Origin of the sequence: Methyloversatilis universalis EHg5, assembly GCF_000378945.1 — a bacterium.
In the GTDB taxonomy this organism is placed as follows: Bacteria; Pseudomonadota; Gammaproteobacteria; order Burkholderiales; family Rhodocyclaceae; genus Methyloversatilis; species Methyloversatilis universalis_A.
The window spans coordinates 1,853,773-1,865,783 of record NZ_KB900539.1; the positions used below are offsets into that span (position 1 = coordinate 1,853,773).

Here is a 12,011-nt window from a genome sequence, read left to right on the forward strand (position 1 = left end):
GTTAACATACGGGGCCGCGCACGCCTGCCGCGCGTTCCTCTCCCGGTTGCATGACCCGTCTGCTGTCCCGTCTGTTCCTCATCGTCCTGCTGCTCGCGCTCGGCTGTGCCGGCGGGCTGTTCTGGTATGCGCGCCAGCCGCTGAACTGGGCCGGTGGCGTCATCGAATACACGCTGAAGCCGGGTACCGCGCTGCGCCAGGCGGCCCGCCAGATCGAGGCGGCCGGCGTGCCGGTGGATGGGGCGCTGCTCGGCCTGATCGGCCGTTTCGCGGTCGATGGCACCCGGCTGCAGGCCGGCAGCTATGCCTTTTCCAGCGGGCTGACCCCGATACAGCTGCTGGAAAAGATGACCCGCGGCGACGTGAGCATGCGCGAGCTGCGCTTCATCGAGGGCTGGACCTGGCGGCAGATGCGTGCCGCGCTGGCCGCCCAGCCGGACCTCAGGCAGGACGCCGCCGCGCTGAGCGATGCGGAGGTGATGGCGCGCATCGGTGCGGAGGGTACGCAGCCGGAAGGCTGGTTCTTCCCGGACACCTATCTGTTCGCGGTCGGCGACAGTGACCTGTCGGTGCTGGCGCGCGCCCATCACGCGATGCGCCGCCAGCTCGACCAGGCCTGGGCGGCCCGCCAGCAGGGTCTGCCCTATGCCACCCCGCGCGACGCGCTCATCATGGCGTCCATCGTCGAGAAGGAAACCGGTGCCGCGGCCGACCGCGACAAGGTGGCGTCGGTGTTCGTGAACCGGCTGCGCACCGACATGCCGCTGCAGACCGACCCCACGGTCATCTACGGTCTGGGCGAGCGCTTTGACGGCAATCTGACCCGCGCCCACCTGCAGGCGGACAACCCGTACAACACCTATCTGCGACGCGGCCTGCCGCCCACGCCGATTGCCGCGCCCGGACGCGCGTCGCTGGACGCGGCGCTGAATCCGGCGCCGACCCAGTACTATTACTTCGTCGCGCGCGGCGACGGCAGCAGCGTGTTCTCGAAAACCCTGGCCGAGCACAACAGCGCGGTCGACCGCTACCAGCGCCGACCCGCGCGCGCGCAGCGCTGATCGACGGCGCCCACCGACTTTGACGACCTCGATGCACAACATCCGCTTCATCACCTTCGAAGGCATGGACGGTGCCGGCAAGAGCACCCAGATCGCGCGTACCGCCGACTGGCTGCGGGCGCACGGCCACACCGTGCTGCTTACCCGCGAACCCGGCGGCACGCCGCTCGGCGAGTCGCTGCGCGGCCTGCTGCTGCACGAAGCCATGCATCCGGATACCGAGGCGCTGCTCATGTTCGCCGCCCGGCGCGAACATCTGGCGCAGGTGATCGAACCGGCGCTGGCACGCGGCGACTGGGTGCTGTGCGACCGCTTCACCGATGCCAGCTTCGCCTATCAGGGCGGCGGCCGCGGCCTCGACACCGCGCGGCTTGAGGCGCTTGAAGCCTGGGTGCAGCGCGGCCTGCAGCCCGGCCTCACGCTGCTGTTCGACCTGCCGTGTGAAGTGGCGGCGCAGCGTCTGGCCGCCAGCGGCGGCGACCCGGACCGCTTCGAGCGCGAACAGTCGGATTTCTTCAACCGGGTGCGCGCCGCCTACCTCGCGCGCGCTCAGGCCGACCCGGGCCGCATGCAGGTGCTGGACGCTGCGCGCAGCCCGCAAGAAGTTTCTATTCAACTTGAAGAAATTCTTTCAAGGTACTGTTCCTGAATGATTTATGACTGGTGCAAGCCGCAGTGGTCTCAGCTGATGGCGCTCGGCAGCCGGCTGCCGCACGCGCTGCTGCTGGCCGGTCCGTCCGGGCTGGGCAAGCGTGAATTCGCTGAGGCGCTGGCCGCGCGCATGCTGTGCGAACGCGCCCGCGGCGAAGAGCAGGCCTGCGGCGAATGCGTGTCCTGCCGGCTGATTGCCGGCGACAACCACCCGGACTGGATCACCGTGCGGCCGGAGGCGCTCGAAGAGTCGCCGGACGACGAATCGGCGGACGACGAAGGTGACGGCAAGGCGAAATCCACCCAGATCCGCATCGCCCAGGTCCGCGCGGTGGTCGAACGGCTGGGCGTCGGTTCGCATCAGGGCGGTTACCGCGTGGTGCTGCTGTATCCGGCCGAGGCGATGAATGTCGATTCCGCCAATGCACTTCTCAAATCACTTGAAGAACCGCCGCCTAATACATTGTTTCTGCTGATTTCCGATCAGCCGAGAAAGCTGCTGCCCACGATACGCAGCCGCACCCGCGTGCTGTCCTTCCAGCAGCCGCCGGCCGACGAGGCGCTGGCCTGGCTGGCGCAGCAGGGCGTGCGCAACGCGGCCGACGCGCTGGCGCTGTGCGCCGGTTCGCCGCTGCACGCGCGTGACCTCGCCGGCTCGCGCGACGCTCAGATTCAGGGCCAGTTTGTCGATGATGTAGCCAGGCAGGCGCTGAGCGCGCCGCTGGAGGTGGCCGCCCGCTGGGACGGCTGGCTCAAGGGAAAGAAAAAGGGCGAGCCGGGCCTGACCGATCTGCCCACGCTGGTCACCTGGCTGCAGCGCTGGCTGGCTGATGTGGCGCTGCTGGCGCAGGACTGCGAGCCGCGGGTATTCGTCGGTCGTCGCGCCCAGCTCTTGCAGCTGGCGGAACGCAGCGACGTGGCCACTGTCCTGCGTGGGTACAATGAATTGCTGAAGGTGCGGGCGCTGGCGCATCACCCGCTGAATGCGCGCCTGTTCCTTGAAGACCTGCTGATGCGCTACGCCCGGCTGTTCCGGGCCGCGCGCTGATCGCCGGTCGAGCAGGACTGCAAAGGAGACTGTCATGTCGGATGCGCAGATGCAGAATCGCCGCAGCGTGCTGTCGCTGGCGGTCAATTCCAAATCGGTGCTGTACGCGGCCTTCATGCCCTTCCTGAAGGGCGGTGGCATTTTCCTGCCGACCAACCGCAGCTACCGCCTCGGTGACGAGGTGTTCCTGCTGCTGCAGCTGATGGACGATCCGGCCAAGCTGCCCATCCAGGGCACGGTGGCCTGGGTGACGCCGGCCGATGCGCAGGGCGCCAAGCAGCAGGGCATCGGCCTGCGTTTCGGCGACGACGAAAGCAGCAAATCGGCGCGCGCCAAGATAGAACAGGTGATCGGCAGCTATCTCGGTTCGTCGCGCCAGACCCACACGCTCTAGCGCTCTAGATTTCCCGCATTGCAACGGTTCCTGAATGTTCATCGATTCACACTGCCACATCGATTTTCCCGACCTCGCCGCGCGCGAGGATGAAGTGATCGCCAATATGGCCGCCCAGCAGGTCAGTCACGCGCTGTGCGTGTCGGTCAATATCGAACAGTGGCCGCGGGTGACCGGCATGGCCGAGCGGCACGCCAACGTGTTCGCCTCGCTCGGCGTGCATCCGGACTACGAGGACGTGACCGAGCCGGACGTGGCGCAGCTGGTCGATATGGCCCGTCATCCGCGCGTGGTCGCCATCGGCGAAACCGGGCTGGACTACTTCCGCCTGACTGGCGACCTCGAGTGGCAGCGCAAGCGCTTCCGCACCCACATCCGCGCCGCGCGCGAGTGCGGCAAGCCGCTCATCATCCACACCCGCTCGTCGGCCGAGGACACGCTGGCCATCATGCGCGAAGAGCGTGCGCACGAAGCCGGCGGCGTCATGCACTGCTTCACCGAAACGCTGGAGGTGGCGAAAGCCGCCATCGACATGGGTTTCATGATTTCCTTTTCCGGCATCGTCACCTTCAAGAACGCGCAGCAGCTGCGCGACGTGGCGCAGGCCATTCCGCTGGACGCGATGCTGATCGAGACCGATTCGCCCTATCTGGCGCCGGTGCCCTACCGCGGCAAGATGAACGAGCCGTCCTATGTGCCGCACGTCGCCGCCGAACTGGCCAGAGTGCGCGGCCTGAGCGCGGACGACATCGGTCGGGTGACCAGCGACAATTTCTTCCGCCTGTTCCGCGACGCCGCCCGTCTGGCCGGCCGCGAGGAGTGCCCCGCATGAAATCCCTGCGCATCGTGCTGCTCAGCGCCTGTCTGGCCGCCGCCAGCGGCGCATCGGCCGCCGCCTACGACGATCTGATCAACGCCGCCAACATGGGTGACGCGGCAACCGTGGCGTCCTATGTCGATCGCGGACTGGATGTGAATTCGGTCGATACCCGCGGTGAAACGCTGCTCATCATCGCCGCCCGCAACGGCTATGGCGATCTGGTGAAAGCGCTGGTCGCCCGTCGTGCAAAGCTGGAGGCCGTGAACGCGGTCGGTGAAACCGCGCTGGCAGTGGCGGCCTTCAACGGCCATACCGCGGTGGTCGAACAGCTGCTGGCTGCCGGTGCCAATCCGGTCAACACCCAGGGCTGGTCGGCACTGCACTACGCCGCGATGCAGGGCCACGCGCCGGTGCTCAGGGCGCTGATCGCGCGTGGCGCGCCGGTCGATGCGCCAGCGCCTAACGGCGCCACCGCGCTCATGCTGGCCGCCCGTGCCAATGCCGAGTCGGTCAAGGTGCTGCTGGCCGCGCGCGCCGATGCCCGCATCCGCGGTCGCGACAACGAAAGCGCGCTGGACTGGGCGGTCAAGGCCGGCAATACCGATGCCGCGGCGATGATCCGCGCGGCGATGGGGCAGTGATGGAACATCCCGCCACCGGCTCCGGCCTCGGCCACGGCACCGATTACCCGGACAGCTACGACGCCGGCCTGCTGTTTCCGATGCCGCGCGAAGCGTCGCGGGCGCCGCTCGGGCTGGCGGCGGATGCGCTGCCCTTCACCGGCACTGACCGCTGGCACGCCTGGGAAGTGTCGTGGCTCAACCCGCAGGGCAAGCCCGAAGTGGCTGTCGGCCGCATCGATGTGCCGGCGGACAGCCCCTTCATGATCGAATCGAAGTCGCTCAAGCTCTATCTGAACGGCTACAACAGCGAACGCATGGCTTCGCTGGAGGCGGTGCGCGCGCTGATCGAAACCGATCTGTCGGCCGCCTGCCAGGCCGGTGTGACGGTGGAACTGCACAGCCCGGACGCGCTGCCCGGGCCGGCGGTGCAACTGCCGGGTGAATCGATCGACGCGCTGGACATCGCCTGCGAGCGCTACCACCCGGATCCCGCGCTGCTGTCCGCCGCTGGCGACACGGTGGAGGAAACGCTGCGCTCCGACCTGCTGAAATCCAACTGTCCGGTCACGTTGCAGCCGGACTGGGCCTCGCTCATCGTGCATTACGTCGGCCCGCGCATCGACCGCGCCGGCCTGTTGCGCTACGTCGTGTCCTTCCGCAACCACGCGGATTTCCATGAGCACTGCGTCGAGCGCATCTGGGTGGACCTGATGGAGCGGTGCCGGCCGGAAAAGCTGACGGTATTCGCCTGCTACACCCGGCGTGGCGGGCTGGACATCAATCCGTGGCGCAGCAATTTCGAAGCGCTGCCGGATACCTTCGTCAAGCTGGCCCGGCAGTAGCGCCGGTTACAGCCGCGCGCGCAGATCGGCGACCGCGGCACGGAATTCCGGCGCGCCGCCGTAGCTCGGGTGCCGCGCCGGCAGGGCGTCTATGCCCATGTCGGCCAGGCTCTGCTGGCACACCCGGCCGATGGCCAGACGCGGCACGCCCGGGAAGAGGGCGAGGAACTGTTCGAGCAGCGGCCGCAGCGCACGGCGCTCGGCGGTGTTCGGTGCGCGGTTGCTGAGCGGATTGCCCGCTTCGTGCGGGTGGTAGGCGACCGCGTTCCACAGTACGAATTCGTGTGGCGCCCAGCCATTGCCGGCCATCGCCGACCAGACGATGCTGGCGGTGCGCTCCAGCATGCCTTCTGTATTCTTCAGCTGCGGCAGCGGCCGGCTGGTGCGGACGAAATCGCCCTCGAAGTAGTCGGCACCGCGGCCGGCAGCGTGCGCGGCCAGCACGTCACGTTCGCTGGTCATGGCCATGCCGGAGAACTTGGCGCCGCTGTAGCTGGGCGCCTCGGCGATCAGCAGCACCCGGGCGCGACCCAGCCGTGCGGCGAGGTAGCGCTGCAGGTGGTCGGCGCGGATGCGCGGTGCGTCAGGCACGAGGTCATGGACCGGGTCATGATCGCCCCAGGGGTTGAACATGATGGCCGGATCGGGGATGCGGTCCCCGGCGGATACCGCGGACACGAAGCGGTCGAGATCGTTTGCGGACATCGGCTGTCAATGGAAGCTGAAAAGTCTGGGAACGCGGGCTGAGAACGCCGGCTGAACGTGCGGGCTGAAACGCAAGGCGCGCATTGTGCATCGTCTGAAAGAAAGAACACCACAAAGATGAAATCTGACCTCCTGCTGGCCGCCCGCATGGCGCTGCGCGATTTCCGGGCCGGCGAACTGCGGGTGCTGGGGCTGGCGCTGGTGCTGGCCGTGGCCGCGCTCACTTCGGTCTCCTTCTTTACCGACCGGGTCGCGCGCTCGGTCACGAAGGAAGCGAACCAGCTGCTCGGCGGCGACCTGCTGGTGGTCGGCGACCGCCCGCTGCCTGCCGCGCTCAGCGTCGAAGCGCAGACGCGCGGCCTGCGCAGCGTGAATACCTGGACCTTCACCAGCATGGCGTCGACCGCCGATGGTGCCCAGCTGGTGGGCGTGAAGGCGGTGTCCGACGGCTATCCGCTGCGCGGCCGGGTGCGCACCGCACCGGCGCTCAATGCGCCGGATACCGACATACGCGCCATTCCCGCGCCCGGCACCGTGTGGCTGGACGAGCGGGCCACCGCCGCGCTGGGCGTGCGCAGTGGCGACACCGTCAATCTGGGCGCGCTGCGGCTCACCGTAGCGGCGGTGCTCACCTTCGAATCGGACCGCGGCGCCAACTTCTTCGCCATCGTGCCGCGGCTCATGATGAATGCTGCCGACCTGCCGGCCAGCGGCCTGATGCAGGAAGGCAGCCGCATCATGTACCGGCTGCATCTGGCCGGCGACGACGCCGCGGTGCGCAGTTACGCCGCCTGGGTGAAGCCGCAGCTGGCCCGTGGCCAGAAGGTGGAAAGCGTGGAAGAGGCGCAGCCCGAGGTGCGCGGCGCGCTCGACCGGGCGCAGAAATTCCTGCGGCTGGCCGCCATGCTGGCGGTGGTGTTCGCCGCAGTCGCGGTCGGGCTGGCGGCGCGCCGCTACATGCAGCGCCACCTCGACGGCTGCGCGGTCATGCGCTGTCTGGGTGCGACCCAGGCGCGGCTCACCCGGCTGTTCCTGATCGAATTCCTGCTGCTGGGCGCACTGGCCTGTGCCATCGGCTGCGTCGCCGGCTATCTGACCCAGTTCGGCGTCGAGGCGCTGCTGGCCGGGCTGTGGGCGGCGCCGCTGCCGCCGCCCGGACCGCTGCCGGTGGTGTACGGCTTCGCGGTCGGCATGGTGCTCATTCTCGGTTTCGTGTGGCCGCAACTGCTGAAGCTGCGCCGGGTGTCCACACTGCGGGTGCTGCGCCGCGACTGGGACGATGCCGACGTGGTGTCCTGGGGGGCCTACGCCTTCGGTCTGGCCTGCCTGTCGGCGCTCATCGTGCTGATGGCCGGCGATGCGGTGCTGGGCGCGGTGGTGGTCGGCGGTTTCATCGTCGCCTGCGCACTGTATGCAGCGGTGGCCTGGGGGGCGCTCGCGCTGGTGGCCCGCATGCGCGGCGGCACCGCCGGTGGCTGGCGCTACGGGCTGGCCAGCCTGACCCGGCGACGGGTGGCGTCGACCGTGCAGATCGCAGCGCTTGGTCTGGGTCTGACTGCGGTGCTGCTGCTGGTGATCGCGCGCGGTGATCTGCTGGACGCCTGGCGCGGCCGGCTGCCGGTCGATGCACCCAACCGCTTCATCCTGAACATACAGCCTGATCAGCGCGATGCGGTGCGCGCGCTGTTCGCCGAAGCCGGCCTGCCGGCGCCCGAACTGCTGCCGATGTCGCGCGCCCGGCTGAGCGCGATCAACGGCCGCGCGGTATCGCCCGACGATTACACCGATGCCCGCGCGCGGCGGCTGGTCGAGCGCGAATTCAATCTGTCGTGGTCCGACCATCTGCAGGTCGGCAACCGGCTGAGCGGCGGACAGTGGGATGCGGCGCTACCGTCCTTTTCCGTCGAGGCCGGTCTGGCGAAAACGCTGGGGGTACGCGCCGGTGACCGGCTGCGTTTCGAAATCGCCGGCCGGCAGGTGGAGTCCGTGGTCGGCAGCCTGCGCGAGCTGGAATGGGATTCGATGAACGTGAACTTCTTCGTGGTCGCCACGCCCGGCGTGCTCGAAGACTTCCCTGCCAGCTACATCACCTCCTTCCACCTGCCGGCGGACAAGGCCGGCTTCACCAACACGCTGGTGGCGCGCTTCCCCAATCTGACCGCGGTCGACGTAGACGCCATGGTGCGGCAGTTCCGCGCGCTGATGGACCAGCTGGCCACAGCGGTCAGCGTGGTGTTCGGCTTTGCGCTGCTGGCCGGCGTGGTCGTGCTGCTGGCCGCGATCGAAGCCACCCACGACGAGCGCCGCTTCGAACTGGCGGTGCTGCGTACGCTGGGCGCGCGCGACCGTCAGCTGCGCGCGGCGCTGCTGGCGGAATTCGCGGTGCTGGGCGGTCTGGCCGGCACGCTGGCGGCGGTGGGCGCGGTGGCGCTCACCACCGCGCTGGCGCGTCAGGCCTTCCAGCTGCCCTATGTGCCGTCGGCGCTGCTGCCGGCCGCAGGCCTCGCGTTCAGCGTGGTCGCGGTGGTGGCCGCCGGTCTGCTCGGCCTGCGCGGCGCGCTGCGCTCGCCGGCGCTGGCCAGTCTGCGGGCCGGCTGAGCCCGCCTACAGTAGCAAGGGCGCGACGAAGGCGAAGAAGCCTCCGGTCAGGAAAAGCAGCACCGACAGCGCATACACCGCGATGGACAGGCGCCGCGCCCGCATGCAGGCACGCGCGGCGGCCGGGTCGGCCGGGCAGGGCAGGCTGCGCGCCCGCCACTGCGCCGCGCCGGCGGCCGCCAGCATGAGTGCGGCGGCTCCGAACACGCCGCCCTTGTGCTCCGACAGCCAGATCAGCTGAGGAAAGCGGGTGGTCAGCGTGACCAGCGTGGCGCCGGCGCCCAGTGCCACCAGCAGCGCCGGCAGCGCGCAGCACACCAGGGTCGAACTGCTGGCCAGCAGCGACAGGCCGCTCGCCCCCAGCGTGGCCCGCAGCCCGCGCTCAGCGCCCGCCATGGGCCTTGCCCTTCAGTTCGGCACGCAGGCTGTCCAGCGACTGCGATACCCGCTCGATCTTCTTCACCTGGTAGCCGGCGTCGGTGATCTGGCTGCGCAGCGTGTCGTCGGCGATGTCCTGACCGTCCTTCAGGCTGAGCGCGACCACCTTGTGTTCAAGGCTGACCAGCACGTCGTCGGTGGCGGCGTGGCTGCGCAGCTTTTTCTCGATGGCCGAGCCGCAGAATGCGCATACCAGACCGTCCACCTGCATCCGTATCGTGGTGGCAGCCTGTGCCAGGCCGGTGGCCAGCGCCAGCAGCAGCGCGGCGGCGATGGATTGATACGTCCCTGTTTTCATTTCGATTCCTTTCGGTTCAGAACAGAAGCATGAGATTCACGAAGGCGTCGCCGCGGTGTTCGCGATTGACGCTGACGCCCACATCCACCCACCAGCGGCGCTGGAACAGGCGCAGCAGCGGGGTGACCTGGGTGGCGTCGGTCAGGCCGCTGCGGCGTTCCAGCTGCAGGCCCAGCCAGGTGGCGATGTCTTCGTAGTCGGCGGCGTAGGGCGCCCACAGCCCCTGTGCGGTGGTGACGGTCTGGCTGCGCCCGCCGGCGAGGTAGATGTGGGTGGATAGCCGGCCGTAGATGCGCCGGGTTTCGTGGTCCGCCCAGAATCCGCCGTGCAGGCCGGCGCGCGTGTCGTCGCCGGAGCCGGCGCCAGCTCCGACGAACTCGCTGCTGCGCGCCAGCAGCGGCCCGCCGAACAGATACAGATTGGTGATGCCGTCGGCGCCGTAGTCGCGGTGCACCAGCCAGTTGCCCTGCAGCGTGGTGTAGTGGCGGTCGATGCGCCGGTCGTCGGAGCGGTAGCGCGACTGGCCGGCGGACAGCGCGAGGTCGGCCCGTACGCCATGGGCGATATCGGCCATCTGGCTGTCCGGCGAGGCGCTGAACATGAACATGGTCACGTCGCGCGGGATGAAGAAGCCGGCCGATGCCGGCAGCGGCAGTGCGGCCGCGAGCGCCAGCGCGCAGCGGCGCCACCGGCCTTGAAGCGGTGTCATGAAGGGCTCCCTGAACGGACGAAGAAGGGACCACCGGCGGCGGGTGCCGCTGTGGCCTCGGCTTTCGGCGTCAGGCGGTGCGGGGCGGGCGTTCGGGTGGTGCGAGCGCGCGGGCGGGCACGCGATCGATCGGCGCTGGACGCGCTGTCGCATGCTGCGCAGCGGCCGTATCCAGGGTCAGGGAAGGTTCGAGCGCCAGCAGATGAGCAGCGGCGCACAGTGCGGCAGCCGTGCATTCATCCGGACAGTGGCAGCCATGGCCGGACTCCGCGTCCGCCTGCATCGCGGCGACCGCCAGCGTGCGCTGGGTGGCGCAGTGCAGCGCGTAGGCGTGCAGCGGCACCGCGCACAGCATGAGCAGCGCGATCAGGCGACGGAGCGAAAGACGGGCGAACTTCATCGGGCGCAGCTTACCTGCAATCGGGCATGCCGAGGACACTGCGGCGCCGCCCGGGTTCATCCGGGCGGACGGAGAGCGGTATCAGACCACCTGCGGCCAGTGCAGATCGCCGCACAGCACGCGCAGCTGGTCGTCCCAGCCGCGGTAGGCGATGGACACGGTGACGCACAGCAGGCCGGACGAAATCGACAGATAGGGCCGGGTGACCTGCACCTTGCCCACGTTCTCGATCGCGCGGCGGAAGTAGGGACGGCGCGACCAGCGGGCGTGGCGGCTCTGCGACATCGTGCGGTACTGGCTGTCCGCTGCGCCGAAGGGCTGGCTGGCGCGCACATTGCGCCCGACCTGGCGGCCCTGCTCGTCCAGCATGAAGCAGCAGTCGGCGCGCTCGAGCTGAAGGAAGCCGCGGCAGGCCTCTTCCATCGGCAGACCTTCTTCCAGCAGCACCGCGCAGCCGCCCATGGCGTGGATATAGGGCGCGATCAGTTCGCGGTAGCGGGCGGCGCCGCTGCCGCGCGTGGTGTTGAAACGTTCCCACAGAGTGGTGAGCTGGGCGCTCTGTTCGCGGGTGTCCACCGGCATCGCCTGCGGCATCGCGAAATAGTAGCCCTGCACGAAGTCGATGTCGGCATCGAGCGCGGCCAGCGCCTGCGCCTCGGTTTCGACGCCTTCGAGCAGCACCAGCGAGCCGGCTTCGTGGATCAGGCTCACGATCTGCGGCAGCAGCCGGCGGGCCGACGGGTTTTCCACCGACTTGATCGCGAACGAGCGGTCGAGCTTGACGATTTCCGGCTGCATCGACCAGATGCGGTCGAAGTTGGAGTGGCCGGCGCCGAAGTCGTCGAGCGCGATCATGCAGCCCAGGCCGCGCAGGTATTCGACTGTGCGGGCGAAGCCGGCGTGCTCGGACACCGCCTGTTCCATCACCTCGATCACGATGTGGCGCGGATCGATGTCCGGGTGTTCGGACAGTTCGGGCAGGAAGTCGCTCAGGTCGGTATCCGGGCCGCGGCGGAACACCTCCGGGTGAATGTTCAGGAACAGCCAGCCGCCGTGCGTGTCCTGCGCCGCATGATTGTTTACATGCAGATAGCGGCACAGCTGATCCAGATAGCGCAGGTCATCGTAGTCGCGCGCGTTGCCGATCACGCGCGCGGGCGAGATCGGGTTGGCGTCGACGTCGGCTGCGCGCAGCAGGCCTTCGTGGCCGATGGCGCGGCAGTGCGAAACGCTGAAAATGGGCTGGAAATGGCTGGTGAGCGTGAGGCCGCGATAGCGGGCCAGCACGCCCTGTGCGCTGTGCACGATGTCGGCGGAGGCAGTGTCGGCTTCCGCGACGACGGATAACGATGCGTGAGCCATGGCGGCGCCCGGATAATGAGTCTGGGTCATCTATCGGCAACACTCGGCCGTCCTTGAACCGG

The 12,011-nt window shown here is 68.8% G+C and carries 14 protein-coding genes; 8 read left to right on the top strand and 6 right to left on the bottom strand.

Going from position 1 to position 12,011, the window contains the following annotated elements; all coding sequences use genetic code 11:
- Positions 1-50 precede the first annotated feature (50 nt).
- The 7 genes from mltG to queF are packed head-to-tail and all read left to right on the top strand — an operon-like array spanning position 51 to position 5,439.
- Positions 51-1,061 (top strand): endolytic transglycosylase MltG, encoded by a 1,011-nt coding sequence (gene mltG, locus METUNV2_RS0108670; protein WP_018229078.1) that lies wholly within the window; start codon positions 51-53, stop codon positions 1,059-1,061.
- 31 nt (positions 1,062-1,092) lie between these two features.
- Positions 1,093-1,710 carry a dTMP kinase gene (gene tmk / locus METUNV2_RS0108675; RefSeq protein ID WP_018229079.1) on the top strand — a complete coding sequence of 206 codons (618 nt, stop codon included), beginning with the start codon at positions 1,093-1,095 and terminating at the stop codon, positions 1,708-1,710.
- On the top strand, positions 1,711-2,760 hold the full coding sequence (gene holB / locus METUNV2_RS0108680) for a DNA polymerase III subunit delta' (protein WP_018229080.1): 1,050 nt from the start codon (positions 1,711-1,713) through the stop codon (positions 2,758-2,760). It begins immediately after the preceding gene.
- A gap of 34 nt (positions 2,761-2,794) precedes the next feature.
- Positions 2,795-3,154: a PilZ domain-containing protein gene (locus tag METUNV2_RS0108685; RefSeq protein ID WP_018229081.1), complete on the top strand. Its 360-nt coding sequence runs from the start codon at positions 2,795-2,797 to the stop codon at positions 3,152-3,154.
- Between the two features lie 34 nt (positions 3,155-3,188).
- Positions 3,189-3,986 carry a TatD family hydrolase gene (locus METUNV2_RS0108690; RefSeq protein WP_018229082.1) on the top strand — a complete coding sequence of 266 codons (798 nt, stop codon included), beginning with the start codon at positions 3,189-3,191 and terminating at the stop codon, positions 3,984-3,986.
- Complete coding sequence (locus tag METUNV2_RS0108695; RefSeq protein ID WP_018229083.1) at positions 3,983-4,615, top strand: ankyrin repeat domain-containing protein; 633 nt, start codon at positions 3,983-3,985, stop codon at positions 4,613-4,615. The genes METUNV2_RS0108690 and METUNV2_RS0108695 overlap by 4 nt, the downstream gene beginning before the upstream one ends.
- Complete coding sequence (gene queF, locus METUNV2_RS0108700) at positions 4,615-5,439, top strand: NADPH-dependent 7-cyano-7-deazaguanine reductase QueF (protein WP_018229084.1); 825 nt, start codon at positions 4,615-4,617, stop codon at positions 5,437-5,439. Before METUNV2_RS0108695 ends, queF begins: the two co-directional genes overlap by 1 nt.
- 6 nt (positions 5,440-5,445) lie before the next feature.
- Here queF and METUNV2_RS0108705 read toward each other — a convergent pair whose 3' ends face one another.
- Positions 5,446-6,144 (bottom strand): uracil-DNA glycosylase, encoded by a 699-nt coding sequence (locus tag METUNV2_RS0108705; RefSeq protein WP_018229085.1) that lies wholly within the window; start codon positions 6,142-6,144, stop codon positions 5,446-5,448.
- 117 nt (positions 6,145-6,261) lie between these two features.
- On the opposite strand from METUNV2_RS0108705, the gene METUNV2_RS0108710 reads away from it, so the two are divergent.
- Positions 6,262-8,742: an ABC transporter permease gene (locus tag METUNV2_RS0108710; protein ID WP_018229086.1), complete on the top strand. Its 2,481-nt coding sequence runs from the start codon at positions 6,262-6,264 to the stop codon at positions 8,740-8,742.
- A gap of 6 nt (positions 8,743-8,748) precedes the next feature.
- On the opposite strand, the gene METUNV2_RS0108715 is transcribed toward METUNV2_RS0108710, so the two are convergent.
- The 5 genes from METUNV2_RS0108715 to METUNV2_RS0108735 all read right to left on the bottom strand — a co-directional run bounded on the left by METUNV2_RS0108715 (position 8,749) and on the right by METUNV2_RS0108735 (position 11,979).
- Entirely contained in the window at positions 8,749-9,138 is a 390-nt protein-coding gene (locus METUNV2_RS0108715) for a hypothetical protein (RefSeq protein WP_018229087.1), read from the bottom strand.
- The gene (locus METUNV2_RS0108720; protein WP_018229088.1) at positions 9,125-9,478 is read right to left on the bottom strand and encodes a heavy-metal-associated domain-containing protein; all 354 of its coding nucleotides are present in this window, start codon (positions 9,476-9,478) and stop codon (positions 9,125-9,127) included. Before METUNV2_RS0108720 ends, METUNV2_RS0108715 begins: the two co-directional genes overlap by 14 nt.
- Positions 9,479-9,494: 16 nt before the next feature.
- Complete coding sequence (locus tag METUNV2_RS0108725; RefSeq protein ID WP_018229089.1) at positions 9,495-10,187, bottom strand: hypothetical protein; 693 nt, start codon at positions 10,185-10,187, stop codon at positions 9,495-9,497.
- A gap of 70 nt (positions 10,188-10,257) precedes the next feature.
- Complete coding sequence (locus tag METUNV2_RS0108730; RefSeq protein WP_026188001.1) at positions 10,258-10,587, bottom strand: hypothetical protein; 330 nt, start codon at positions 10,585-10,587, stop codon at positions 10,258-10,260.
- Positions 10,588-10,668: 81 nt separating this feature from the next.
- Positions 10,669-11,979, bottom strand: a complete 1,311-nt coding sequence (locus METUNV2_RS0108735; protein ID WP_018229091.1) for a sensor domain-containing phosphodiesterase — start codon at positions 11,977-11,979, stop codon at positions 10,669-10,671.
- Positions 11,980-12,011: the final 32 nt, after the last annotated feature.

What these genes read in the sequence shown, in the direction of transcription:
- METUNV2_RS0108690 (WP_018229082.1), top strand. Translation starts at nt 3,189, where the DNA reads ATGTTCATCGATTCACACTGCCACATCGATTTTCCCGACCTCGCCGCG.
- holB (WP_018229080.1), top strand. Translation starts at nt 1,711, where the DNA reads ATGATTTATGACTGGTGCAAGCCGCAGTGGTCTCAGCTGATGGCGCTC.
- METUNV2_RS0108725 (WP_018229089.1), bottom strand. Translation starts at nt 10,187, where the DNA reads ATGACACCGCTTCAAGGCCGGTGGCGCCGCTGCGCGCTGGCGCTCGCG.
- tmk (WP_018229079.1), top strand. Translation starts at nt 1,093, where the DNA reads ATGCACAACATCCGCTTCATCACCTTCGAAGGCATGGACGGTGCCGGC.
- queF (WP_018229084.1), top strand. Translation starts at nt 4,615, where the DNA reads ATGGAACATCCCGCCACCGGCTCCGGCCTCGGCCACGGCACCGATTAC.
- METUNV2_RS0108720 (WP_018229088.1), bottom strand. Translation starts at nt 9,478, where the DNA reads ATGAAAACAGGGACGTATCAATCCATCGCCGCCGCGCTGCTGCTGGCG.
- mltG (WP_018229078.1), top strand. Translation starts at nt 51, where the DNA reads ATGACCCGTCTGCTGTCCCGTCTGTTCCTCATCGTCCTGCTGCTCGCG.
- METUNV2_RS0108730 (WP_026188001.1), bottom strand. Translation starts at nt 10,587, where the DNA reads ATGAAGTTCGCCCGTCTTTCGCTCCGTCGCCTGATCGCGCTGCTCATG.
- METUNV2_RS0108710 (WP_018229086.1), top strand. Translation starts at nt 6,262, where the DNA reads ATGAAATCTGACCTCCTGCTGGCCGCCCGCATGGCGCTGCGCGATTTC.
- METUNV2_RS0108685 (WP_018229081.1), top strand. Translation starts at nt 2,795, where the DNA reads ATGTCGGATGCGCAGATGCAGAATCGCCGCAGCGTGCTGTCGCTGGCG.
- METUNV2_RS0108705 (WP_018229085.1), bottom strand. Translation starts at nt 6,144, where the DNA reads ATGTCCGCAAACGATCTCGACCGCTTCGTGTCCGCGGTATCCGCCGGG.
- METUNV2_RS0108735 (WP_018229091.1), bottom strand. Translation starts at nt 11,979, where the DNA reads ATGACCCAGACTCATTATCCGGGCGCCGCCATGGCTCACGCATCGTTA.
- METUNV2_RS0108715 (WP_018229087.1), bottom strand. Translation starts at nt 9,138, where the DNA reads ATGGCGGGCGCTGAGCGCGGGCTGCGGGCCACGCTGGGGGCGAGCGGC.
- METUNV2_RS0108695 (WP_018229083.1), top strand. Translation starts at nt 3,983, where the DNA reads ATGAAATCCCTGCGCATCGTGCTGCTCAGCGCCTGTCTGGCCGCCGCC.